The organism is Cellulomonas sp. P4_H4 (genome assembly GCF_056400865.1).
This window is the reverse complement of the sequence record NZ_JBFUKL010000006.1, coordinates 205,827-228,833: the sequence shown is the minus strand read 5'-3', so window position 1 is coordinate 228,833 and position 23,007 is coordinate 205,827. Positions and strand designations below refer to the sequence as shown.

Genomic DNA, 23,007 nt, shown 5'->3' with positions numbered 1-23,007 from the left:
CCCTCGCAGCTGACCGGTACTAATAAGCCGACAACTTCATCACATTCATTCAAGTCAATGTGCTACGCGTCCACTGTGCGGTTCCCGAGAGACGAACGGGAACCCGTTTGACAACTCGACAACGTTACGGCGGTCATAGCGAAGGGGAAACGCCCGGTCCCATTCCGAACCCGGAAGCTAAGCCCTTCAGCGCCGATGGTACTGCACTCGCCAGGGTGTGGGAGAGTAGGACGCCGCCGGACATCATTCGGGAAAGCCCACCCCTTCGGGGGTGGGCTTTTCCTGTTTCTGCAGGTCGTCGACCGGTGGCCGGCGGATTGGATGTGCCGTTGTCGCGGCCATTGTTCGGTCGGCTGAGAGCCGTCATGGTGCGCGCGATCCGGGTGGCTCTGGTCAGTGCGTCGCGAGAAGCTGTTCGACCGCGTCGGCGAGCTCTGCGACCGGGTGGCGGCCGTCGAGCTCCATGTCAGCGCCCACGCGGAGGAGCGGTTCGACCGTCGTGACGTAGCGGGCGATGTCTGCGCGTTCCTGTGACGACTTTCCGTACGGGTTGTTGGTCCGGTCGGCCACGCGCTGCAGGAGCACCTCGAGGGGAGCGCTCAGCAGGACGACGTGCTCGAACCGGTCGTAGAAGCGGCCCTGGTTCTCCACCGTTCCCCCGACGACGATGTCTGGGTGGGTGTCGAGCAGGTGCGCGATCCGCGGTTCGTCCCAGGTGCCGTCGGGCGAGATCCAGCTGCCCTCGTCGGTCTCGATGCACTCGTGGCCACGCCGGCGTAGCTCGTCGAGAAGCGTCGTCTTTCCGGCACCGGACATGCCGGTGAGCAGGATCCGCGGCATGTGATGCGGTCAGCTGCTGGCTTCGAAGACCACGACTCCGAGCGGGGGGACGCGGATCGAGGCCGAGGCGGGTCGACCGTAGTGCGCGACGTCCTCGGCCTGGATCTCGCCGAGGTTGCCCACCCCGGAGCCTCCGTAGGCCTCGGAGTCGGAGTTGTAGATCTCGCGCCACGTCCCACCCTGCGGCAGGGCCAGTCGGTACTGCTCGTGCGGGATGCCGGCGAAGTTGACGACGACCGCCACCGGTGGCACGCCGAGGCCCTTGCGGAGGTAGGCGAGCGTGTTGCGGAAGGCGTCGTCGGAGTCGATCCACTCGAAGCCCTCGGGGCTGTGGTCGAGCTGCCAGAGCGCAGGGGTCTCGCGGTAGACGCGGTTCAGGTCTGCGACGGACCGCAGGACGCCCTGGTGGGCGGGGTCGTTCAGGGCGTGCCAGTCGAGCGAGCGCGACTCGGCCCACTCGGTCTGCTGGGCGAACTCGCTGCCCATGAAGAGCAGCTGCTTGCCGGGGTGCGTCCACTGGTAGCCGAGCAGCAGTCGGACCCCTGCCAGCTTCTGCCAGTGGTCGCCGGGCATCCGCTCGTAGAGGGAGCCCTTGCCGTGCACGACCTCGTCGTGGCTGATGGGCAGCACGAACCGCTCGGAGTACGCGTACACCATCGAGAACGTGACCTCGTTGTGGTGGTAGCGCCGGTGCACGGGCTCCTCGGCCATGTAGCGGAGGGTGTCGTTCATCCAGCCCATGTTCCACTTCAACCCGAACCCGAGGCCGTTGCCGTCGGTCGGGGCGGTGACGCCGGGCCAGGCGGTGGACTCCTCGGCGATCATCATGATCCCGGGCGTGCGGCGGTAGGCCGTGGCATTGGCTTCCTGGAGGAACGAGATGGCGTCCAGGTTCTCGCGGCCGCCGTACTGGTTGGGCCGCCACTGGCCGGCCTTGCGGGAGTAGTCGAGGTAGAGCATCGACGCGACGGCATCGACGCGCAGGCCGTCGACGTGGAACTCCTCGAGCCAGTACGTCGCGTTGGCTACGAGGAAGTTGCGGACCTCGGCGCGGCCGAAGTTGAAGACGTAGGTACCCCAGTCCGGGTGCTCGCCGAGCAGCGGGTCCGGGTGCTCGTACAGGGAGGTGCCGTCGAAATGGGCCAGGGACCACTCGTCCTTGGGGAAGTGGGCGGGCACCCAGTCGACGATGACGCCGATCCCCGCGCGGTGCAGGGTGTCGACGAGGTACCGGAAGTCGTCGGGGTGGCCGAACCTGGAGGTGGGCGCGTAGTACGACGACACCTGGTAGCCCCACGAGCCTCCGAACGGGTGCTCGGCCACGGGGAGCAGCTCGATGTGCGTGAAGCCCAGCGACAGCACGTGCTCGGTGAGCTGGTGCGCGAGGTCGCGGTACGACAGCCCGACGCGCCACGAGCCGAGGTGCACCTCGTAGACGCTGATCGGGGCCGTGTGCGGGTCGCGCGAGGTCCGGGAGGTGATCCAGTCCTGGTCGTTCCAGACGAATCCCTCCTCGATGACGACGGAGGCTGTCGCGGGAGGGATCTCGGTGCCACGAGCCAGCGGGTCGGCCTTCTGCCGCCACGAGCCGTCCTGGCCGAGGATCTCGAACTTGTACCGCGCGCCTGCGCGAACACCGGGAGCGAAGATCTCCCAGATGCCGCTGTCGCCGAGCGATCGCATGGCGTGCGACGCGCCCTGCCAGTAGTTGAAGTCGCCGACCACGCGGACGGCTCGGGCATTGGGAGCCCAGACGGCGAAGGACGTGCCGCTGACCTCACCGAGCTCGCCCGGGTAGGTGCGCACGTTGGCGCCGAGGACGGTCCACAGGGTCTCGTGGCGGCCTTCGCGGACGAGGTGGCGGTCGAGCTCCTGCACCGTGGGCAGGAACCGGTACGGGTCGTCGGCGACCGTGGTCAGTGCGTCGTACGTGACCTCGAGCCGGTAGTCGGGCACCTCGGCGACCGGCAGCACCGCCACCCAGATGCCGTCCTGCTCGTGACGAGCCGGGATCCGTCCGGACGCGGTCACCACGACGACCGCGTCGGCGAGCGGCCGAAGCGTGCGGATCGTGATGCCACTGCCGCCGGCGTGTGGACCAAGCACGTCATGTGGCGCGTACGACGCGCCGAACGCGACGGTGCGCAGCACGTCTGTGTCGACAGGGACCGGGGACGGTGCGGCCGGGCTCATCCCCCTACCCAACCACCCGCGAGGCGTTTGCGCAGGTCCGTAGCCTGAGTGACCTGCGACACCTGGTCGGAGACCCGGGTTCAGCGGTCACCTGGGCAGCGTGCCCGTGAGGCGCTCCAGGCCCGCGATCGGGATGGGTATCCAGGCAGGACGGTTGCGAGACTCGTACACGACCTCGTACAGGGTCTTGTCGAGCTCGAGCGCCCGCAGGAAGGTCGTCTGGTCGCCGGGGCCGTACCCGGCCAGCAGCCCTTCGCGCGCTTCCGAGGTCCACTGCGCGGCGGCGTCCCCGGTCAGCCCACCGACCGCGGCCGCATAGTCGATGGACCGGAGCAGGCCGGCCACGTCCCGCACCGCGAGGTCCGGCCTCGTGCGCTGTGCCAGGGGCGCGAGCGGCTCGCCCTCGAAGTCGGTGATGAACCACGTCCCGTGCGAGCGGAGCACCTGGCCCAGGTGGAGGTCGCCGTGCACGCGCTGCCGTGGGGGAGCGGTGGGCAGGCTGCGGACCTCGGCCACGGTGCTCGCGACCCCGTCGGCGAACCGGGCCAGGGAGGGCACTGCCGAGAGCGCCCAGGCGAAACGGTTCTCCAGGGCCCGTGCGACCTCTTCCGTCGAGGACGGTGAGTCGCCGTACGCCTCGACGAGCGCCTCGTGCATCCCGCGCGTCACCGAGCCGAGGGCAGTGGCGGGGCCGACGAAGGACTCGCCGCGGCGCGCGACCTCACAGGCCAGCTCGAAGCCGTCCTCCGCAGCGTCCACGAACGAGGCGAGCACGCCCAGGTAGCCCGGCTCGTCGGCACCCGGCCAGGTCGCCTGCAGCCACGCGAGCGGCGCAGGGACGTTCGGCCACCCCGTGGCGACGAGCCGTCGCGGGACGTCGACGTCGGGGTTCTCCCCGGGCGCGATCGCCCGCAGGACCTTGAGGATGCCGTCGCCGACGACCACCGAGGTGTTCGACTGCTCGCCGCTGATCATGCGGGCCGTCGACGGGTCGGCATCGATTCCTGGCCCGTCGGCCGCTGCGAGCCAGGCCCGCAGGAACGACGGGTGCGCTGCGCCGTCGAACAGGGGGAGACCGTCCAGCAATCCGACGACGTCGGCACCGGAGTCGTCGGTCTCGTCCGCCGACCCGCGGACCAGCGGGACCTGCAGCACCACGTCGATCGAACCCGCGCGCACGCGGACCAGCAGGATGCGCACGTCGTCGGCAAGGTCGATGCCCCCCACGACCGACAGGTCCGCCGGGACGTTCTTCGCCGGGTACCACCGCCGCTTCGGCAACCACTCCCGGACCGCCTCCAGGAGTCGGTCGTCGTCGGGCGTGATCCGGGCGGTGAGTGTCATGGTGACGTCAGTTCCAACCAGTAGAAGTCGCGCGATCCCAAGGTGAACGAGCAGGTCCCGTCGGGTCCGACGGCCGGGAAGTCAGCCCCGCCGAACACGTCGTGCATGGCCCAGCCGACGCGGCTGGACAGGGTGATCGTCGCGGCGCGCGCGGTCGCGGCCATGTTCGCGACGACCAGCAGCGTCTCGCCGGGGGTGTGCCGACAGAAGGCCAGGACCGAGTCGTTGTCGCTGGCCAGGACCTCGAACTCGCCGGCTCCCAGGGCGGGGTGCTGGCGGCGGACCGTGAGCATGCCGCGCACCCAGTGCAGCAGCGAGGTGGGCTGGGCCAGCTGCGCCTCGACGTTGGTGTGGCTGTAGTGGTGCACGAGCGACTGGACCAGCGGGAGATAGAGCTTGCCGGGGTCGGCGGTCGAGAAGCCCGCGTTGCGGTCCGGGGTCCACTGCATCGGTGTACGGACCGAGTCGCGGTCCGGCAGCCAGATGTTGTCGCCCATCCCGATCTCGTCGCCGTAGTACAGGCACGGGCTGCCGGGCAGGGACAGCAGCAGAGCGTGCGCGAGCTCGATCTCCTTGCGGGAGTTGTCGAGCAGCGGGGCGAGGCGTCGTCGGATCCCCACGTTGGCGCGCATCCGGGAGTCGGGCGCGTACCAGCCGTACATCGACGCGCGTTCTTCGGTGGACACCATCTCGAGGGTCAGCTCGTCGTGGTTGCGCAGGAACGTGCTCCACTGCGCACCGTTCTTCGGGATCGGCGGGGTGTCGGCCAGGATCTCGGTGATCTGCGTGGCCCGCTGGTCGCGGATGCCGTAGTAGATGCGCGGCATCACCGGGAAGTGGAAGCACATGTGGCACTCGGGCTCGTCGTCGGTGCCGAAGTAGTGCACGACGTCCTCGGGCCACTGGTTGGCCTCGGCCAGCATGATCCGGCCGGGGAACTCCTCGTCGAGCATCCGCCGGACCGTCCGCAGGAACGCGTGCGTCTCGGGGAGGTTCTCGCAGTTGGTGCCCTCGGCCTCGAACAGGTACGGCACCGCGTCGAGCCGGAAGCCGTCGACCCCGAGGCCCAGCCAGAACCGGCCGACGTCGAGCATCGCCTCGACGACCCGGGGGTTCTCGAAGTTCAGGTCGGGCTGGTGGCTGAAGAACCGGTGCCAGAAGTACTGGCGACGGACCGGGTCGAAGGTCCAGTTGGACGTCTCGGTGTCGACGAAGATGATGCGCGCGTCCTGGTAGCGCGTGTTGTCGTCGGACCACACGTAGAAGTCGCCGTAAGGACCCTCGGGGTCGGAGCGTGACGCCTGGAACCACGGGTGCTGGTCGCTCGTGTGGTTCATCACGAGGTCCACGACGATCCTCATGCCGCGGGCGTGCACCTGCTCGATGAGCTCCGTGAAGTCGGCCATCGTGCCGTACTGGGCGGCGACCGCGGTGTAGTCGGCCACGTCGTAGCCGCCGTCGCGCAGCGGGCTGGGGTAGAACGGCGGGAGCCACAGGCAGTCGATGCCGAGCCACTGCAGGTAGTCCAGCCGGTCGATCAGACCGCGGAGGTCGCCGCTGCCGGCACCTGAGGAGTCGGCGAACGTGCGGAGCATGACCTCGTAGAACACCGCGGTGCGGTACCACTCCGGATCCTGCACGAGGCCCGACTGCTCGGTCGTGGTGGGCAGGGGGAGGTGCCGGCTCGGCAGCGAGAGCTGCGACGTGATGGGCGGCGGCTCGCGAACCCTCCGGACCGAGTCCGTCATGGCGTCACCAGACGGATGACGTGCGCCGCACGGACGGCAGGGTCAAGCCGCACGAAGGCGGGGGACGACCACTCGTAGGCCTCGTCGGACAGCACGTCGTGCGCGACGACCGTGCGTCCCGGCGCGATGCCGAGCGCGGCGAGGTCCAGCTCGACCCATGCCTCTCGGGGCGCGGACGTGTCCAGGTTGACGATGACGAGGATGGTGTCGTCGCGACCGGTGGGCGAGTGGTCGGCCGACAGGTGTCGTGAGAACGCCACGATCGCGTCGTCGGACGTCGAGTGGATGCGCAGGTTGCGCAGCTGCTGCAGCGCGGGGTGGTTGCCGCGGATCTCGTTGAGCCTGCCCAGCAGCAGGTTGATACCGATGGGGTCGGCGACAGCCCACATGCGGGGCTTGAACTCGTACTTCTCGTTGTCGATCTGCTCGTCGACGCCCGGTCGCGGGACGTTCTCGACCAGCTCGTAGCCCGAGTAGATGCCCCACGTCGGCGCACCGAGGGCGGCCAGGATCGCCCGCACCGCGAAGCCCCGCACGCCCGTGGCCTGCAGGTACGGCGGCAGGATGTCGTGCGTCGTCGGCCAGAAGCTCGGCCGCATCCAGCTCCCCTGCTCGCCCGACACCTCGGCCAGGTACTCGACGATCTCGGTCTTGGTGTTGCGCCAGGTGAAGTACGTGTACGACTGGTGGAAGCCGATCTTGGCCAGCGTCTGCATCATCGCCGGCCGCGTGAACGCCTCGGACAGGAAGATGACGTCGGGGTGGTCCGCCTTCACGGAGGCCAGGATCCGCTCCCAGAAGTCGAGCGGCTTGGTGTGCGGGTTGTCCACGCGGAAGAGCGTCACGCCGTGGTCGATCCAGACCTGCAGCACCCGGCGGATCTCGTGGTAGATGCCCTCGGGGTCGTTGTCGAAGTTCAGCGGGTAGATGTCCTGGTACTTCTTCGGCGGGTTCTCGGCGTACGCGATCGTGCCGTCCGCGCGCGTGGTGAACCACTCGGGGTGCGAGGTGACCCAGGGGTGGTCAGGCGAGCACTGCAGCGCGACGTCGAGCGCGACCTCCATGCCGAGCGCACGGCTCTGAGCTACGAAGAAGTCGAAGTCCTCGAACGTGCCCAGCGAGGGCTCGATCGCGTCGTGCCCACCGTCCTTCGAACCGATGGCGTACGGCGATCCTGGGTCGCCCGGCTCGGCGTCGAGCGCGTTGTTGCGGCCCTTGCGGTGCGTGGTGCCGATGGGGTGCACGGGTGTCAGGTAGACCACGTCGAAGCCCATCCCCGCGATCCGGGGCAGGTCGAGCGCGGCCGTGCGCAGCGTGCCGGTCGTCCAGCTGTTCGTGTAGTAGTCGTAGGTCGCACCCGCCGAGCGCGGGAAGAACTCGTACCACGCGCCGGCAAGAGCCAGGGGCCGGTCCACGACGAGCGGGTACGACGGTGACGCCGACAAGGCCTCCCGGATCGGATGCGCGTCGAGCGCCGACCGCACGTCCGACGTCAGTCCCGCGGCGAGGCGGTCGCCCGGCGGCCTGGTGAGGTCCCGCAGTCCGGCGACCGCGTCGAGCAGCACCGACGCGATGCCCTTCGCGCCCTTGCGGCGGCTGGCCTTCTCGAGCAGCAGCGCACCCTCCGCGAGCATGAGCTCGACGTCGACGCCCGCCTCGACCTTGATCGACGCGTCGTGCGCCCACGTGCCGTACGGGTCGGACCATCCCTCGACGCGGAACGTCCAGGTGCCCGTGCTCGTCGGGACGACGCGTGCCTCGAACCGGTCGAGCCCGGGCGCGATGTCCACCATCCGGGCGCTCGCGCGGTCGACGCCGGTCGGGTCGGTGAGCACGACCGTCGCGCCGACGGCGTCGTGCCCCTCGCGGAACACCGTCGCGCGAATGGGGACCGCCTCGCCGACGACGGCCTTCGCGGGGAACCGCCCGGCTTCGGCGACGGGCGATACGTCCACGACAGGGATGCGGCCGATGTTGGAGACCGTCGGGGGGTTCTTGCCGACGGGTCCGGAGGAAGTCGTCACAGTCCCGAACCTAGCCGCAGGTCCAGGTGGCGGGCATCTGGAGGCGCGACTTTGGGATGCGTGCCGTGCCACGCGTCTCAGCGCAGCTGCGCCGCCAGCGCACGCCCCGTGGTGCGCCCCGTGAACAGGCAGCCCCCCAGGAACGTGCCTTCGAGGGCGCGATGACCGTGCACGCCGCCACCGCCGAAGCCCGCGGCCTCCCCGACGGCCCACAGGCCGGGCAGCACGTCGCCGTCCGGACGCAGGACACGACCCTCGAGGTCGGTGTGGAGGCCACCGAGCGTCTTGCGCGTGAGGACCGACAGGCGGACCGCGAGCAGGGGGCCGTGCGCCGGGTCGAGCAGGCGGTGCGGCTTCGCCACGCGGATCAGGCGGTCGACGACGAAGCGACGGGCCATCGCGGTCGCGACGACCTGCGGGTCCTTGCCCAGACCCGTGGTGACCTGCTGGTCGCGAGCCTCGATGAGCTGCTGGAGCGCCGCAGCGTCGATCCGGTCGGTGCCGGACAGCGCGTTCATCTTCGCGGCCAGCTCCGTCGGGCTGTCCGCCCAGAGGAACTCGTCGGACTTCTCGGCGAACGTCTCGACCGGTCCGACGGCACCCGGCTTGACCCGGTCGAGCAGCAGGCGCAGGTCCTTGCCGGTCAGATCGGGGTTCTGCTCGGACCCGGACAGGGCGAACTCGGCGCCGAGGATCGTCTTGTCGAGCACGAACCACGAGTGGTCGTCGCCGCGCGCGGTGAGGTGCTGCAGCGCGCCGAGCGAGTCGAACCCGGGGAAGAGCGGCGCGGGGAGCCGGTTGCCGTCCGCGTCGAGCCACAGCGAGCTGGGTCCGGCGAGGATGCGGATGCCGTGCCTGCGCCACACGGGCGAGTGGTTGGTGATGCCCTCGGGGTAGTGCCACATGCGGTCCTCGTGCACGACGGCGGCGCCCGAGTCGCGGGCCGCCTCGATGCCCGAGCCGTCCACGTGGTCGGGCACGCCCGACAGCATCCTGGCCGGCAGGGCGCCCGCGGACGGCAGCCACCTGGCGCGCACGAGATCGTGGTTCGCGCCGATGCCGCCGGTCGCGATGACGACGTCGGTCGCGTCGAGCTCGAACGGGCGGACCACGGTGCGGGTGCTCGGCACCGCGCGGTCGACGCCGTCGGACGCGAGCACGTCACCGCGCACACCCGTGACGACGCCGTCGGTCGTGACCAGACCCGTGACACGGTGCCGGAACCGCACGTCCACCAGCCCCGCGCGTCGAGCGTCGAGCAGCGCGCGGACGAACGGCTCGAGGATCCCCGGGCCCGTGCCCCACGTGACGTGGAAGCGCGGGACGGAGTTGCCGTGCCCGCCTGCCTCGTACCCACCGCGCTCGGCCCACTGCACGAGGGGGAACCAGCGCACGCCTTGGTCGGCGAGCCACGAGCGCATGTCCCCCGCGGCGAACGACACGAACCCCTCGGCCCACGCGCGGCCCCAGCGGTCGTGGTCGCCGAACTGCGCCGACCCGAACCAGTCGGCCAGGGCGAGCTCGGCCGAGTCCTTGACTCCCAGGCGACGCTGCTCGGGGGAGTCCACCAGGAACAGCCCGCCGAACGACCAGAACGCCTGCCCGCCCAGCGAGGCTGAGTTCTCGGCGTCGAGCAGCGTGACGTGCCGGCCGGCGGCAACGAGCTCGGCGGTGGCGACGAGCCCGGCGAGGCCCGCGCCGACGACAACGACGGTGTTGGTCATGGGCGTCACGGTACGCGTCTGGACGGATGTCCAGGAAGTTAGCCGAGCACGTACACCCGCATGCTCATGGGCTCGATCACGGTCGCCTCGCCCGGTTCGGCGTGCAGCCCGCCTTCGATGGCCGCAGCGGCCTCCTCGTTCGGGTGCTCCCAGACCGAGTCCCACGCGAGGCGCCACCGACCGCCGTGGTCGTCGGCAAGGACGAGGTGCATCGCGTCGAGCGACCCGTTGATCACCAGCAGGACGGTGTCCGCGTCCGGCCCCTTCGTGCTGCGGACCATCTGGAGCGTGCGCACCGACGGGTCGTGCCAGCGGGCGTGGTCGAACGGGATGCCGAGCGCGTCGTACCAGGCCAGGTCCGGTCTCGTGTCCGCCGCGTCCGACCGGCCGGAGAAGAACTCCTCGGCGCGCAGCGCGGGGTGCTCGCGACGGAGCAGGAGCAGCCAACGGGCCGTGGCGAGCATGTCCTTGCGCCATGGCAACAGGTCCCAGCGCATCCAGGAGATCTCGGAGTCCTGGCAGTAGGCGTTGTTGTTGCCCTGCTGCGACCGGCCCATCTCGTCGCCGGCCGTGATCATGGGGACCCCCGCGGCGAGCACGAGCGTGGCGAACAGGTTGCGGATCGACCGGCGGCGCAGCGGCACGATGTCGGCCGCGGGGGACTCCCAGCCGACCGGCCCCTCGATGCCGTGGTTCCACGACCGGTTGTCGTCGGACCCGTCCCGGTTGTGCTCGCCGTTGCCCGCGTTGTGCTTGTGGTCGTACGCCACCAGGTCGGCCATGGTGAAGCCGTCGTGCGCCGTCACGTAGTTGACGGACGCGACCGGCCCGCGGGACAACGGCGGGTCGCTGTGCCCGAACAGGTCGACCGACCCGGACAGGCGCGTCGCCAGGTCGCGCACACGGTGACCGGGCAGGCCGTGCGCGGCGCGAGCAGGGTCGGCGAGCCAGAACGAGCGGACCGCGTTGCGGAACCGGTCGTTCCACTCGCCGAACGGCTCGGGGAACTGACCCGTGCGCCAGCCGCCGGGGCCCACGTCCCAGGGCTCGGCGATCAGCTTGAGCCCGTGCAGGGTGGGGTCGGTCGACATGGCGACCAGCGCGGGGTGGTCGGGGGAGTAGCCGCCTCCGTCGCGACCCAGCGTGACGGCCAGGTCGAACCGGAAGCCGTCGACGCCCACGACGTCCGCCCAGTACCGCAGCGAGTCCATGGTCATCCGGACCACCTCGGGGCGGCGGAAGTCCAAGGTGTTGCCGGTGCCGGTCACGTCGTCGAGCGCGGCGGGCGCTCCGCCGAGGTGCGCGTAGTACGCCGAGCTGTCGAGGCCGCGCCACGAGACGTGCTGGCCGGGCAGGCCGCCCTCGCACGTGTGGTTGTAGACCACGTCGAGCAGCACCTCCAGCCCCGCCTCGTGCAGCGCGTGCACCGCGGTGCGCAGCTCGTCGAGCACGGCGGCGGGACCGGCGGCACGCGCCGCGGCCGTGGCGTAGTCCGCGTGCGGGGCGAAGAAGCCGAGCGTGCTGTAGCCCCAGTAGTTGCTCAGGCCCTTCTCGATGAGGTGCGGCTCCGAGGCGAACGCGTGGATGGGCAGCAGCTCGATCGCCGTCACGCCGAGACCGAGCAGGTGGTCGACCACCGACGGGTGCGCCAGCCCGGCGTAGGTGCCCCGGAGCTCCTCGGGCATGCGGTCCGAGAGCAACGTCAGACCGCGGACGTGGGCCTCGTAGATCACGGTCCGCGACCACGGCACCCACGGACGGTTGCTCGTCGGGTCAGGGCTGGTCAGCTCGCGGGGATCGACGACGACGGACAGCGGGACGAAGCCGGCCGAGTCGATCTCGCTCGCATCGCCGTAGGGGTTGCCCACCAGTCGCTCGTCGACGACGTGCCCGTAGGTCTCCGGGCCGTAGCCGAGCTCGCCCACGAGGCCGCGGGCGTACGGGTCGACCAGCAGCTTGGCGGGGTTGTAGCGATGCCCCGCGGCGGGCTCCCACGGACCGTGAGCGCGGAACCCGTAGCGCTGGCCCGCGACTACGCCCGGGACGCTCGCGCTGAACACTCCGTGCACCGGCCCCTCGAGACGGACGCGACGTTCCTTGGTCCCGTCGAACAAGCACAGATCGACCGCGGTCGCGTGCGCGGCGTACACGGCGACGTCCACGCCTTGGTCGGTCACGTGCACGCCGAGGTGCGGGGGGCGACGGCGTGGGGAAGGCGAGGTCACCTCGACATTGTGGGGGAACCTGCGCGTACTTGTGCGACCGGCATGTTTCCGGCAGGCGACACAGGCGCCTTGTGCACCCGCCGCGGCAGGTAACCTTCCGCGGGTGAGGATCGTCGTGTGCGTGAAGCATGTCCCGGACATCCAGTCGGAGCGGGCACTGGGCCCCGACAACCGCGTGGTGCGGGACGGGGGTGACGGAACCATCAACGAGCTCGACGAGAACGCCCTCGAGGCGGCCATCGCGCTCGTCGAGGCGAACGACGGTTCCGTCGTCGCCCTGACCGTCGGTCCCGACGACGCGGCCGACGCCGTGCGCCGTGGGCTGCAGCTCGGTGCCCAGGAGGCCGTGCACGTCGTCGACGACGCCATCGGGGGGTCCGACGCCGTCGGCACGGCCCGTGTGCTGGCCGCCGCGATCAAGCACCTGGACGCGCAGGAGCCGGTGGACCTCGTCCTCACGGGCATGGCCGGCCTCGACGCGCTCACCTCGCTGCTGCCGACCGCGATCGCCGAGCTGCTCGACCTTCCGGCGCTGCCGCTGGCCGCCGAGCTCACGGTCGACGTCGACGCCCGCACGGTGCGCGTCCGGCGGAACCTGGACCACGCCTCGGAGGTGCTCGAGGCCTCCCTGCCCGCCCTCGTCTCGGTCACCGACCAGGCCAACGAGCCGCGCTACCCCGGCTTCAAGGGCATCATGGCCGCCCGCAAGATCCCGATCACGACCCTGACGCTGGCGGACCTCGACGTGGACGCCTCGAGCGTCGGCTCGCTCGGGGCCCGCACAGAGGTGCTCGACGCCGCCGCCCGACCGCCGCGCGAGAACCGCGTGCTGATCAACGACACCGGTGACGCCGGCGTCCGGCTCGCCGCGTACCTCGTCGACAACCAGCTCGTCTGACCTTCCAGAACAGGACCCTGCTGTGACCGTCGCCGCACACCCGCCCGTGCTCGTCCTCCTCGACCACACCGAGTCCGGCGCCCTGCGCTCTCCGGTCCGTGAGCTGCTGACGCTGGCCCGCGAGCTGGCGGGCGGCGAGGCCGTGCACGCGGCCTGGGCGCTGGACGGAGTCGAGCCGTCGGCCGAGGTCGTCGCCGAGGTGGCGTCGCTCGGTGCCACCCACGTGCACCGGCTGGCCGCGGACGCCGACCTGCACCTGTCCGCCGTGCTCGCCGAGGCGCTCGCCTCGCTGCTCGACTCCACGGGCGCCGGTCTGCTGCTGCTCGAGGCGTCGTTCGAGAACTCGGAGGCGGCTGCCCGCCTCGCGATCGCGACCGGAGCCGGCGTCGTCACGGACGCCGACACGTTGTCCCTGGTCGACGGCCGGTTCGTCGCGGCCAAGACCGTCTTCGCCGGCACCTGGACCACGTCGTGCGCGATCACGGCGCCGCTCGCGGTCGTCACCGTCAAGCCCAACAGCGTCGTGGTCTCGACCGTCGACGGCGGTGCGCCGGTCGTCACGGAGCACGCGGTGACCGTGAGCGACAAGGCGCGCCGGGTCGTGCTGGTCGAGCGGACCGTGCGCCCCGAGAGCGGCCGCCCCGACCTGGGCAGCGCGAGCATCGTCGTGGCCGGGGGACGCGGCACCGAGGGCGACTTCTCGCTCGTCGAGGAGCTCGCCGACGTGATCGGCGGCGCTGTCGGCGCGACGCGCGTGGCCACCGACGAGGGCTGGATCGGGCACGACGCGCAGATCGGCCAGACCGGCGTCACCATCGCGCCCAAGCTCTACGTCGGCATCGGTGTCTCCGGTGCGGTGCACCACCGCGGCGGCATGCAGGCCTCCGGCACGATCGTCGCGGTCAACTCCGACCCCGACGCCCCGATCTTCGAGATCGCGGACTTCGGCGTCGTCGGCGACCTGTTCACGGTCCTGCCGCAGGCCGTCGCGGAGATCCGTCGCCTGAAGGGTTGAGCCGATCCGGGGAACCGGCTGACGGCGCACGCATCCCTCCGCTACGGTGCGGCTCAGTTCCGCGTGATCGTCGCGTCGGAGCCTGACCAGGGGGGCACCGTGCTGCGCGTTCTGCCGTATGTCATCGAGATCGCGCTGCTGGTCTACTGCCTGATCGACTGCATCCAGACGGACGAGTCGCGGATCCGGAACCTGCCCAAGATCGCGTGGGTGTTCGTCATCATCATCCTGCCGATCATCGGGTCGATCGCCTGGCTCGTCGCGGGACGGCCCGAGCACTCGTCACGTGGGCGCCAGGTGCCGTGGCCGTCGACCCGGACCGCCGGGTACCCCGAGTACGAGCGGCCGCGCTACGGCTCGCCGGACGACGACCCGGAGTTCATCGCGAGCGTGAAGCGGTCCGACGACGACCACGAGAAGATGCTGCGCGACTGGGAGCAGCAGCTGCGTGAGCGTGAGTCGAAGCTCCCCAAGGACGACGAGGACCGCTAGCCCGCTCGAGCGGTCAGGACAGGTCGCGCAGCCAGCGCAGCGTCGCGACCGCCTGGGCGGCCTGGAAGCGACGCAGGTTCGGGATGCCCAGCGGCGCGGGCTGGCGCGAGCCCCACGCGAAGTACCCGGCGAGGCCGGCGAGAGCCGCGCGCAGCTCGTCGTCGTGCACCCCGTCGGAGACCGCGTGGCTGCGGAAGTTCTTGGCCGCGTCGCCACCTCCCTGCAGCGCGACGCTCGGGAGCATGAAGGCGAGGTCGAGCCAGGGCGCGCCCACGCTGGCGTGCGGCCAGTCGATCAGCCAGACGCGGTGGTTCTGGTCGGGGTCGATCAGGACGTTGTCAGCGCGCAGGTCTCCGTGCACGAGCGCGTCGCCCGAGCACACGCGCAGCGACTCCTGCTCCCAGAGGACGAGCTGCTCGCGGTTGTCGAGCGCCCACCGGCCGAGCTCGCCACCCACCTCGGCGTAGCCCTCCTGGACGACGTCGTCGAGCGCGGTGAGCTTGCGCCACCCGGTGAAGTCCTCGGCGAGCTGGTCGTCGGTGCGGGGCAGGTGGTGCCCGGGCAACGGCTCCGCGTCTGCGAGCGCTCCCAGCGCGTCGGCGACGGCCTCCAGGTCTGCGGGCTTCCAGGGCAGCTCGGGGGAGCGGCCGTGCACGACCTCGAACCCGAGGATCACCCAGTCGTCGTCGTCGGACGACCACAGCAGCGGCGGCGCGGGCACCTGCGGGGGAAGGCTGTGCGCGACGCGGATCTCGGCGCGGGCGAGGTCGGGAGACAAGGGGTTCTGCTCCCCGGAGACCGCCTTGACGAAGACGCCCCGCCCGTCGGCCAGCTCGAGGACCGCCGCGAAGCCCGGGCTGAAGCCGCTGGTGGCGCTGATCTCGGCGGTGACCTGGGAGCCCGCGAGCTCCGCGATCCGGGTCCGGATGTGCCGGGGGAGGTCGCGCCAGTCCAGACGCTGGCCACTGAAGGCAAGCGGCAGGGCGATGACGTCGTCGGCACTCACGCGCACATCCTGCCAGGTGAAGTCGGGACGCTGACGGGCCATCCCACCTACCGGCTGCACAGGTGGGCTCGGATCCGTTCGTAGACTGGGCGCGTGAGCGTGTATCTCGACCATGCGGCGACCACGCCCATGCTCCCGGAGGCCACGCGGGTGCTCACCGAGCAGCTCGCGCGCACGGGCAACCCGTCGTCGCTGCACGCGTCCGGTCGGGCCGCGCGGCGCGTCGTCGAGGAGTCGCGCGAGTCGCTCGCCGCATCCCTGGGGGCACGCCCCAGCGAGGTCGTCTGGACCGGCGGCGGGACCGAGGCGGACAACCTCGCCGTCAAGGGTCTGTTCTGGGGCCGACGAACCCACGACCTGCGACGACGCCGGATCCTCGTCTCGGCGGTCGAGCACCACGCGGTCCTCGACCCGGCCTTCTGGATGGCCGAGCACGCCGGTGCGGAGCTGGTGCTCCTGCCGGTCGACGCGGACGGCGTGCTCGTCGTCGACGCCCTGCACGAGGAGCTGGCCGCGCACGCCGACGAGGCGGCCCTGATCTCGGTCATGTGGGCCAACAACGAGGTCGGCGCGCTGCAGCCGCTGGCCGACGTGGTCGCGCTCGCGCACCAGTTCGGCGTGCCCGTGCATGCCGACGCCGTGCAGGCCGTCGGGCAGGTCCCCGTCGACTTCGGGGCGTCCGGGCTCGACGCGATGACGCTCACCGGGCACAAGGTCGGCGGACCGGGCGGCGCAGGCGCGCTCCTCGCGCGGCGTGGCCTCGAGCTGACGCCGGTGCTGCACGGTGGCGGGCAGGAGCGCGGGGTGCGGTCCGGGACGCTGGACGCGGCGCTCGTGGCGTCCTTCTCGACGGCCGTGGTCGCCGCCGTCGCCGGGCAGGCGTCCTTCGCCTCGCGCGTGGGGGCGCTGCGCGACACGCTCGTCGACGGCGTCCTCGGCTCGGTCCCCGGTGCGACTCTGCGTGGCCCGCGCTCCGAGCGGCTCCCCGCGAACGCGCACTTCACGTTCGCCGGCTGCGAGGGGGACTCGCTGCTCTACCTGCTCGACTCCGCAGGCGTCGAGGCGTCGACCGGGTCCGCCTGCCAGGCCGGCGTGCCGCGCCCGAGCCACGTCCTGCTCGCCATGGGGGTGGACGAGCTCGACGCGCGTGGTGCGCTGCGGTTCAGCCTCGGCCACTCGTCGGTCGCGTCCGACGTCGACGCGCTGCTCGAGGTGCTGCCCGCCATCGTCGACCGCGCGCGTGCCGCCGGGATGGCGACGGTCTCCTGATGCGCGTCCTCGCAGCCCTGTCCGGGGGAGTCGACTCCGCCGTCGCGGCGGCGCGCGCGGTCGACGCCGGGCACGACGTGGTCGGCGTGCACATGGCCCTGTCGCGCACGCGCGACCAGTTCCGCACCGGCTCACGGGGTTGCTGCTCGATCGAGGACGCCGGAGACGCCCGGCGGGCCGCCGACGTGCTCGGCATCCCGTACTACGTCTGGGACCTGTCCGAGAAGTTCGAGGACACCGTCGTCGCGGACTTCGTCGCCGAGTACCAGGCGGGGCGCACGCCGAACCCGTGCGTCCGGTGCAACGAGCACATCAAGTTCGCCACGCTGCTCGACAAGGCCGTGGCGCTCGGATTCGACGCGGTCGCGACGGGGCACTACGCGCGTGCCGTCGTCCTGCCCGACGGAACGCGTGAGCTGCATCGCGCGGTGGACTCGGCCAAGGACCAGTCGTACGTGCTCGCGGTGATGGGGCCTGACCGCCTGGCCCGCTCGCTGTTCCCGCTCGGCGACGTCGCCTCCAAGGAGGAGACGCGGCGCGAGGCAGCCGCGCGCGGGCTGTCGGTGTCCGCGAAGCCCGACTCCTACGACATCTGCTTCGTGGCCGACGGCGACACGCAGGGCTTCCTGCGTTCGCGGCTGGGGTCGCAGCCGGGGGACATCGTCGACGAGTCCGGCACGGTGCTGGGCGAGCACGACGGCGCGTACGCGTACACCGTCGGGCAGCGCCGCGGGCTCTCGATCGGGCACCCCGCCGCCGACGGGAAGCCGCGGTACGTGCTCTCGGTCGAGCCGGTGAGCAACCGGGTCGTCGTCGGCTCGGCCGCCGACCTTGCGGTGGATGTCGTCCAGGCCGACCGCGCCGTCTGGTTCGCCTCCGTGACGGGGGACTTCGACTGCTCGTTGCAGGTCCGGGCGCACGGGGCCGCGGTGCCCGCGCGAGCTTCTGTGCTCCCGGACGGCTCCGTCTCGGTGTTCGTCGACGGCGCCCTGCGCGGCGTCGCACCCGGGCAGTCCGCGGTCCTGTACGACGGCACCCGCGTCCTCGGTCAGGCGACCGTGACCGCCACCAGCCGCGCCGCCGTCGGCGCAGCGCGGTGAGCCGGCCGTCGGTCACCGGCTCCGGGCCGTGGCCGGGTACCGACGCGCTCGAGGCGCAGAGCGTGGTCGTCGGCGACCTGCTGGACACCCCGTCGGAGGTGGCGGGGCTGCCGTTCGGCGTGACTCTCGCCGACCGCGGGCCGTGGAGCGACCCCGTCGGACGGGCCGCCGCACTGCTCGCCGACCTGCCCACCGAGCTGGGGCCGCACGGATGGAAGCTCGCGTCGCACGACGGTGGTGACCTCGGGCGGGCGCAGTCGTTCGTCCGGGAGGACCTCGACGCGCTCGCGGTCGCGGCGCACGGGTACGTCGGCCGGTTCGTGGTGCCGGTGCTCGGTCCGATGACGCTCGCCGCGTCGCTGTACCTCGCGCGGGGTGACCGCGTGCTGTCCGACGCCGGTGCCGTGCGCGAGCTCGCGGCGTCGCTCGGTGCCGGGCTGTCCGATCATCTGGCCGCCCTGCGTCGTGCCGTGCCGGGGATCGAGCCCGTCGTGCTGCTGCACGAGCCGCTCCTGGCGCAGGTGATGGCCGGGGTGCTGCCGTCGTTCTCGGGGTACTCGGCGCTGCGGTCAGTGCCCGGGCCGGTCGCGGCGTCGCACGTCGAGGCGGTCGCCGACTCCTGCCGTTCCGCCGGCGCGACGTCGGTCGTGGTGCACGGTGGCACCGCGTGGACGTCGCTCGGGGCGATCCGCGCCTCGCGTGCCGACGGCTTCGCGCTCGCGGTCACCTCCCTGGACGACCGGTCGTGGGAACGCGTCGCCGAGCTCGTCGAGGGGGGCCTGGCGTTCTGGCCCGAGCTGCCCCCGCAGGCGTCGTCGCAGTGCGCCGGACCCGACGTCGCGGGTCAGGCCGACCTGCTGATGCGCCCGTGGCGGTCGGTCGGGCTGCCGGCGACCGGGTTGCGGGACGTCGTCCTGCTCACCGGCGACGCGACCGGCCGGGGGACGCCCGACGACGCCCGCGCGGTGCTGGCCGGGCTGGTCCGTGCCGCGCGTCTCGTCGCAGAACGAGCCGAGTCCTGATGCGCGGGTCGCTCGTCGCGCGTACCTCCCCTCAAGCCCGTGGAGCCCTGATGCGCCGCTCTCTCGTCCTGCTCGTCGCGTCCGGAGCCGCGATCGTCGGCCTGGTCCTGCTCCTGGTCGCCTTCATCGGCGTCGGCGCGAAGACCCTCGAGATGCAGCAGACGTCGGACATGCCCTGCCTGCAGGCGTACACGGCGGACCTGCCGGGTGCAGACGTGCGGTACACGGCCTTCCCGCCGCAGAGCATCTGCACCTACGACGTCGACGGTTCGAAGACGTCGGTCGTCGTCGCGTCGGCCTCGGCGGTGACGTCCGGACTGGGGTGGGGGCTCGCGCTCGTGGGCGGCGGCGTGTGCATCGGGATCCTGCTCGCGCCACGGTTCCGCCGCACGACCTGAGCTGCGCTCGGGTGTCGGTGCCGCAGGCCATGATGGGTTCGTGAGCGAAGAGATCGACGACGCCCCTGCGCCCGTGAGCGCGTCAGCCGACCGGGAGATTCCTGCCGAGGCCCGGCACCGCTGGAGCGAGCTGGCGGAGCTGGTCAACGCGGACCAGTTCGCGTACTACCTGCGCGACGCACCGGTGTCGTCGGACAAGGAGTACGACGAGCGCCTGCGCGAGCTCCAGGCCCTGGAGGACGCACATCCCGGGCTCCGCACGCCGGACTCGCCGACGCAGCGCGTGGGCGGCACGTTCTCCACGGAGTTCGCCTCGGTCAGCCACGTGGAGCGGATGCTGTCGCTCGACAACGCCTTCTCCGACGAGGACATCGCCTCCTGGGCCGAGCGGGTGCGCCGTGACCTGGAGGCGGACGCGCAGCTGCACTACCTGTGCGAGCTCAAGATCGACGGTCTGGCCATCGCGCTGCTGTACGAGAAGGGCCGCCTGACCCGGGCCGCGACCCGTGGGGACGGACGCACCGGTGAGGACGTGACGCTCAACGTGCGGACGATCTCGACGATCCCGGACGTGCTCGCCGGGGACCCGACGACGCACCCCGACCTGATCGAGATCCGCGGCGAGGTGTTCCTTCCGGTCGAGGCGTTCGCGCAGCTCAACGCCGCGCAGGTCGAGGCCGGCAAGAGCCCGTTCGCCAACCCGCGCAACGCGGCGGCGGGGTCGCTGCGGCAGAAGGATCCCCGGGTGACGGCGTCCCGCGACCTGCGCATGTACGCCCACGGGATCGGGGCGCTGCGCTGGCCCGCGGGCGGCGGGCTGGGCATCGAGCGTCAGTCGCAGGTGTACGACCTGCTGGCGTCGTGGGGTGTGCCGGTCTCGGGGCACTCGCGCGTGGTCGAGGGGCTGGACGGCGTGCGGGAGATGATCACGCACACCGGGGAGCACCGGCACGACGTCGAGCACGAGATCGACGGCGTCGTCGTGAAGGTCGACGAGATCGCGCTGCAGCGGCGGCTCGGCGCGACCAGCCGGGCGCCCCGGTGGGCGATCGCCTACAAGTTCCCGCCCGAAGAGGTCAACACCAAGCTCCTCGACATCCAGGTCAACGTCGGACGCACGGGCCGGGTCACGCCGTTCGCTGTGATGGAACCGGTGTTCGTCTCGGGGTCGACCGTGGCGATGGCGACGCTCCACAACGCGAGCGAGGTCAAGCGCAAGGGCGTCCTGATCGGCGACACGGTGGTGCTGCGCAAGGCGGGCGACGTGATCCCCGAGGTCGTCGGGCCCGTGACCGACCTCCGCGACGGGACCGAGCGCGAGTTCGTCATGCCGACGCAGTGCCCGTCGTGCGGGACGACGCTCGCGCCCGCGAAGGAGGGCGACGTCGACATCCGTTGCCCCAACCAGCGCTCCTGCCCGTCCCAGCTGCGCGAGCGGTTGTTCCACGTCGCCTCACGGGGAGCGTTCGACATCGAGGCGCTGGGGTGGGAGGCGGCCAGCGCACTCCTGAACGCCGGGGTGGTCACCGACGAGGGTGACCTGTTCTCACTCGACGCCGACGCTCTGCGCCGCGTGCCGTTGTTCACGCTGTCGACGAGCTCGAAGGTCGGTGGTGTCGTGCGCGACGCCGGAGACCTCAACGCGACCGGCACCGCCCTGCTCGGCAACCTCGAGCACGCCAAGGAGGCGGCGCTCTGGCGCGTGATCGTCGCGCTGTCCATCCGGCACGTCGGGCCGACGGCGGCCCGCGCTCTCGCCCAGCACTTCGCCTCGATCCCCGCGATCGCGCTCGCCTCCGAGGAGGAGATCGCCGCAGCCGAGGGCGTCGGGCCCACCATCGCGGGCGCCGTGGCGGCGTGGTTCGAGCAGCCCGGCGAGCAGGACAAGTGGCACGCGGCGATCGTCGAGAAGTGGGCGGCCGCGGGTGTGCGGATGACCGAGGAGCGCGACGAGTCGGCACCACGGACGCTCGAGGGGCTGACCGTCGTGGTGACCGGTGGGCTGGAGCGGTTCAGCCGGGACGGCGCCAAGGAGGCGATCCTGGCTCGCGGCGGGAAGTCGGCGGGCAGCGTCTCCAAGAAGACCGACTACGTGGTGGTCGGCGAGAACGCCGGGTCCAAGGAGACGAAGGCGCGCGAGCTCGGGCTGCGGATCCTCGACGAGGCCGGTTTCGAGCTGCTCCTCGCGCACGGCCCGGCGGGCGTGGGCGACACCGCTGACGGGGCGGCGGCGGAGTGAGCAGGCCCGAGGGGTGGCATGTGAGGGTGGCACCGTGAAGGTGGCGCGGGCGACCGGGCCGACGGTCCGGCTGGCGCGGCCCGAGGAGATCCCCGGTGCCGGCGCCCTGACCGCGGAGGCGTACCTCGCGGACCGGCTGCTCGACGAGGACGACGAGTACGAGGCCCAGCTGCGGGACGCGTCGAGGCGTGCCCGCGAGGCGATCCTCCTGGTCGCGACGGTGCCGAACGAGGACGCGGCGGACAGTCACGACGTCGTCGGCACGGTGACGCTCGCGCCGTACGGGACGAGCTATGCCGAGGTCGCGGAGCCAGGCGAGCTCGAGGTGCGCATGCTGGCGGTCGCTCCGCAGGCGCGCGGCAGGGGGATCGCCGAGGCTCTCATGCGTGCGGCACTCGGCCACGCGGTCGCGTCCGGCGCGCGACGTGTGGTCCTCTCGACGCTGGACTCGATGGTCACGGCGCACCGGCTCTACGCGCGGCTCGGGTTCGTGGTCGTGCCGGAGCGTGACTGGGGGCACGAGTACATCCACCTGCGCGTGCAGACGTGGACACCACCCGAGGCGCCAGGGGCTCTCCTCGAGTCGCGGACGTGGCCGCCGCTGCGCGTCGTCGAGGCGGACGGCTGGCGCATCGGGATCTCGGACGGGCTGACGCGACGCGCGAACAGTGCTCTGATGGTCGACGTGCCCGCAGACCCGGCGCTCGCGCTGGACCGCGTCGAGAAGGTCTACGCGGACGCCGGCCTGCCGAGCGTCGTCCGCGCCCCGCGCCCGCACGCGCCGGGGACGGACGCAGAGGAGCGGGCGTGCTCGGACATCTCAGCACTGCTCGATGCCCGCGGGTACACGACGGCCTCCGAGACGGACGTGCTGGTCCGGTCACTGGTCGACGAGCCCGCCCTGCCGGATCGGCTCGACCTGCCGGGCGTGCAGATCGCGGTCCGCGACGAACCGGATGACGCGTGGCTGGCTCTGTGGCTCGGCGTGAAGGACGCCGCGGCGGATCGGAGCACCGGACACGCCATCCTGACCGGCGCCCCGGCGCTCTACCTGTCGATGACGTCGACCCACGACCTGGTGCCGGTCGCCGTCGTGCGGGCGGCGTTCGCAGACGACTGGGTGGCGCTGTCGTGCCTGGTCGTCGACGGCTCCGCACGTCGTCGTGGTCTCGCCCGTGCGCTGACCCTCGCGGCCTTGCACGAGGCGCGTGAGCGCGGAGCACGGCGGGTGTTCCTGCAGGTCGAGGCGCACAACGCGGCCGCGGCTGCGCTCTACTGGGGGCTGGGGTTCCAGCCCGCGGACCGGTACACCTACCGCGAGCGCCACTAGGCGGCCGGGGACGGGGGACCCGTGCTGGTCGGCACCCGGCGCCGCGAACCCGGTCGGGGCGGGAGACCGTGACCGGTGTCGTCGTTTTCCTGGCCTGGCCGCTACGGTGACGCACAAGTGGCAGCCGAGGGGAGTCGTTC

At 71.7% G+C, this 23,007-nt stretch carries 17 protein-coding genes and 1 rRNA gene; 10 read left to right on the top strand and 8 right to left on the bottom strand.

All coding sequences use genetic code 11. The features are described from left to right. Positions 1-125: 125 nt before the first annotated feature. A 5S ribosomal RNA gene (gene rrf / locus AC1DPN_RS17255) occupies positions 126-242 on the top strand. A gap of 151 nt (positions 243-393) precedes the next feature. On the opposite strand, the gene AC1DPN_RS17250 is transcribed toward rrf, so the two are convergent. From AC1DPN_RS17250 to glgX, 7 genes are all read right to left on the bottom strand, one after another. Further along, on the bottom strand, positions 394-840 hold the full coding sequence (locus tag AC1DPN_RS17250) for an AAA family ATPase (RefSeq protein WP_477086001.1): 447 nt from the start codon (positions 838-840) through the stop codon (positions 394-396). Positions 841-849: 9 nt separating this feature from the next. Continuing rightward, positions 850-3,033 carry a 1,4-alpha-glucan branching protein GlgB gene (gene glgB / locus AC1DPN_RS17245; protein WP_477086000.1) on the bottom strand — a complete coding sequence of 728 codons (2,184 nt, stop codon included), beginning with the start codon at positions 3,031-3,033 and terminating at the stop codon, positions 850-852. A gap of 87 nt (positions 3,034-3,120) precedes the next feature. Beyond that, complete coding sequence (locus AC1DPN_RS17240) at positions 3,121-4,377, bottom strand: maltokinase N-terminal cap-like domain-containing protein (RefSeq protein ID WP_477085999.1); 1,257 nt, start codon at positions 4,375-4,377, stop codon at positions 3,121-3,123. Continuing rightward, on the bottom strand, positions 4,374-6,125 hold the full coding sequence (gene treS / locus AC1DPN_RS17235) for a maltose alpha-D-glucosyltransferase (RefSeq protein ID WP_477085998.1): 1,752 nt from the start codon (positions 6,123-6,125) through the stop codon (positions 4,374-4,376). Before treS ends, AC1DPN_RS17240 begins: the two co-directional genes overlap by 4 nt. Then, on the bottom strand, positions 6,122-8,149 hold the full coding sequence (locus AC1DPN_RS17230; protein ID WP_477085997.1) for an alpha-1,4-glucan--maltose-1-phosphate maltosyltransferase: 2,028 nt from the start codon (positions 8,147-8,149) through the stop codon (positions 6,122-6,124). The genes treS and AC1DPN_RS17230 overlap by 4 nt, the downstream gene beginning before the upstream one ends. 77 nt (positions 8,150-8,226) lie before the next feature. Then, positions 8,227-9,873 carry an FAD-binding dehydrogenase gene (locus AC1DPN_RS17225; protein ID WP_477085996.1) on the bottom strand — a complete coding sequence of 549 codons (1,647 nt, stop codon included), beginning with the start codon at positions 9,871-9,873 and terminating at the stop codon, positions 8,227-8,229. A 38-nt stretch (positions 9,874-9,911) separates the two neighbouring features. Then, the gene (gene glgX / locus AC1DPN_RS17220) at positions 9,912-12,098 is read right to left on the bottom strand and encodes a glycogen debranching protein GlgX (protein ID WP_477085995.1); all 2,187 of its coding nucleotides are present in this window, start codon (positions 12,096-12,098) and stop codon (positions 9,912-9,914) included. Positions 12,099-12,201: 103 nt separating this feature from the next. Between glgX and AC1DPN_RS17215 the strand changes: the two genes are divergently transcribed. The 3 genes from AC1DPN_RS17215 to AC1DPN_RS17205 all read left to right on the top strand — a co-directional run bounded on the left by AC1DPN_RS17215 (position 12,202) and on the right by AC1DPN_RS17205 (position 14,503). Then, a complete protein-coding gene (locus AC1DPN_RS17215) occupies positions 12,202-12,996 on the top strand; it encodes an electron transfer flavoprotein subunit beta/FixA family protein (protein WP_477085994.1) in 795 nt (264 codons plus the stop codon). A gap of 22 nt (positions 12,997-13,018) precedes the next feature. Then, positions 13,019-14,011 (top strand): electron transfer flavoprotein subunit alpha/FixB family protein, encoded by a 993-nt coding sequence (locus AC1DPN_RS17210; protein WP_477085993.1) that lies wholly within the window; start codon positions 13,019-13,021, stop codon positions 14,009-14,011. Positions 14,012-14,074: 63 nt separating this feature from the next. After that, positions 14,075-14,503 (top strand): PLDc N-terminal domain-containing protein, encoded by a 429-nt coding sequence (locus AC1DPN_RS17205; protein WP_477085992.1) that lies wholly within the window; start codon positions 14,075-14,077, stop codon positions 14,501-14,503. A gap of 13 nt (positions 14,504-14,516) precedes the next feature. Here AC1DPN_RS17205 and AC1DPN_RS17200 read toward each other — a convergent pair whose 3' ends face one another. After that, on the bottom strand, positions 14,517-15,509 hold the full coding sequence (locus tag AC1DPN_RS17200; RefSeq protein ID WP_477085991.1) for a phosphotransferase family protein: 993 nt from the start codon (positions 15,507-15,509) through the stop codon (positions 14,517-14,519). Between the two features lie 93 nt (positions 15,510-15,602). Here AC1DPN_RS17200 and AC1DPN_RS17195 point away from each other — a divergent pair, with 93 nt between their 5' ends. From AC1DPN_RS17195 to AC1DPN_RS17170, 6 genes are read left to right on the top strand one after another with little or no spacing between them, the layout of a single operon-like run. Further along, the gene (locus tag AC1DPN_RS17195; RefSeq protein WP_477085990.1) at positions 15,603-16,778 is read left to right on the top strand and encodes a cysteine desulfurase family protein; all 1,176 of its coding nucleotides are present in this window, start codon (positions 15,603-15,605) and stop codon (positions 16,776-16,778) included. After that, positions 16,778-17,878 carry a tRNA 2-thiouridine(34) synthase MnmA gene (gene mnmA / locus AC1DPN_RS17190; protein WP_477085989.1) on the top strand — a complete coding sequence of 367 codons (1,101 nt, stop codon included), beginning with the start codon at positions 16,778-16,780 and terminating at the stop codon, positions 17,876-17,878. Before AC1DPN_RS17195 ends, mnmA begins: the two co-directional genes overlap by 1 nt. After that, positions 17,875-18,900 (top strand): uroporphyrinogen decarboxylase/cobalamine-independent methonine synthase family protein, encoded by a 1,026-nt coding sequence (locus AC1DPN_RS17185; RefSeq protein ID WP_477085988.1) that lies wholly within the window; start codon positions 17,875-17,877, stop codon positions 18,898-18,900. The genes mnmA and AC1DPN_RS17185 overlap by 4 nt, the downstream gene beginning before the upstream one ends. A gap of 50 nt (positions 18,901-18,950) precedes the next feature. Then, positions 18,951-19,298, top strand: a complete 348-nt coding sequence (locus tag AC1DPN_RS17180; protein ID WP_477085987.1) for a hypothetical protein — start codon at positions 18,951-18,953, stop codon at positions 19,296-19,298. A gap of 40 nt (positions 19,299-19,338) precedes the next feature. Beyond that, positions 19,339-21,537 (top strand): NAD-dependent DNA ligase LigA, encoded by a 2,199-nt coding sequence (gene ligA, locus AC1DPN_RS17175; RefSeq protein WP_477085986.1) that lies wholly within the window; start codon positions 19,339-19,341, stop codon positions 21,535-21,537. Positions 21,538-21,571: 34 nt separating this feature from the next. Next, positions 21,572-22,867 carry a GNAT family N-acetyltransferase gene (locus tag AC1DPN_RS17170; RefSeq protein ID WP_477085985.1) on the top strand — a complete coding sequence of 432 codons (1,296 nt, stop codon included), beginning with the start codon at positions 21,572-21,574 and terminating at the stop codon, positions 22,865-22,867. Positions 22,868-23,007 lie beyond the last annotated feature (140 nt).

Bases quoted from the DNA above. Each gene is read 5' to 3' on its own strand.
- treS (WP_477085998.1), bottom strand. From the start codon at position 6,125: ATGACGGACTCGGTCCGGAGGGTTCGCGAGCCGCCGCCCATCACGTCG.
- AC1DPN_RS17240 (WP_477085999.1), bottom strand. From the start codon at position 4,377: ATGACACTCACCGCCCGGATCACGCCCGACGACGACCGACTCCTGGAG.
- AC1DPN_RS17180 (WP_477085987.1), top strand. From the start codon at position 18,951: ATGCGCCGCTCTCTCGTCCTGCTCGTCGCGTCCGGAGCCGCGATCGTC.
- AC1DPN_RS17225 (WP_477085996.1), bottom strand. From the start codon at position 9,873: ATGACCAACACCGTCGTTGTCGTCGGCGCGGGCCTCGCCGGGCTCGTC.
- AC1DPN_RS17250 (WP_477086001.1), bottom strand. From the start codon at position 840: ATGCCGCGGATCCTGCTCACCGGCATGTCCGGTGCCGGAAAGACGACG.
- mnmA (WP_477085989.1), top strand. From the start codon at position 16,778: ATGCGCGTCCTCGCAGCCCTGTCCGGGGGAGTCGACTCCGCCGTCGCG.
- glgB (WP_477086000.1), bottom strand. From the start codon at position 3,033: ATGAGCCCGGCCGCACCGTCCCCGGTCCCTGTCGACACAGACGTGCTG.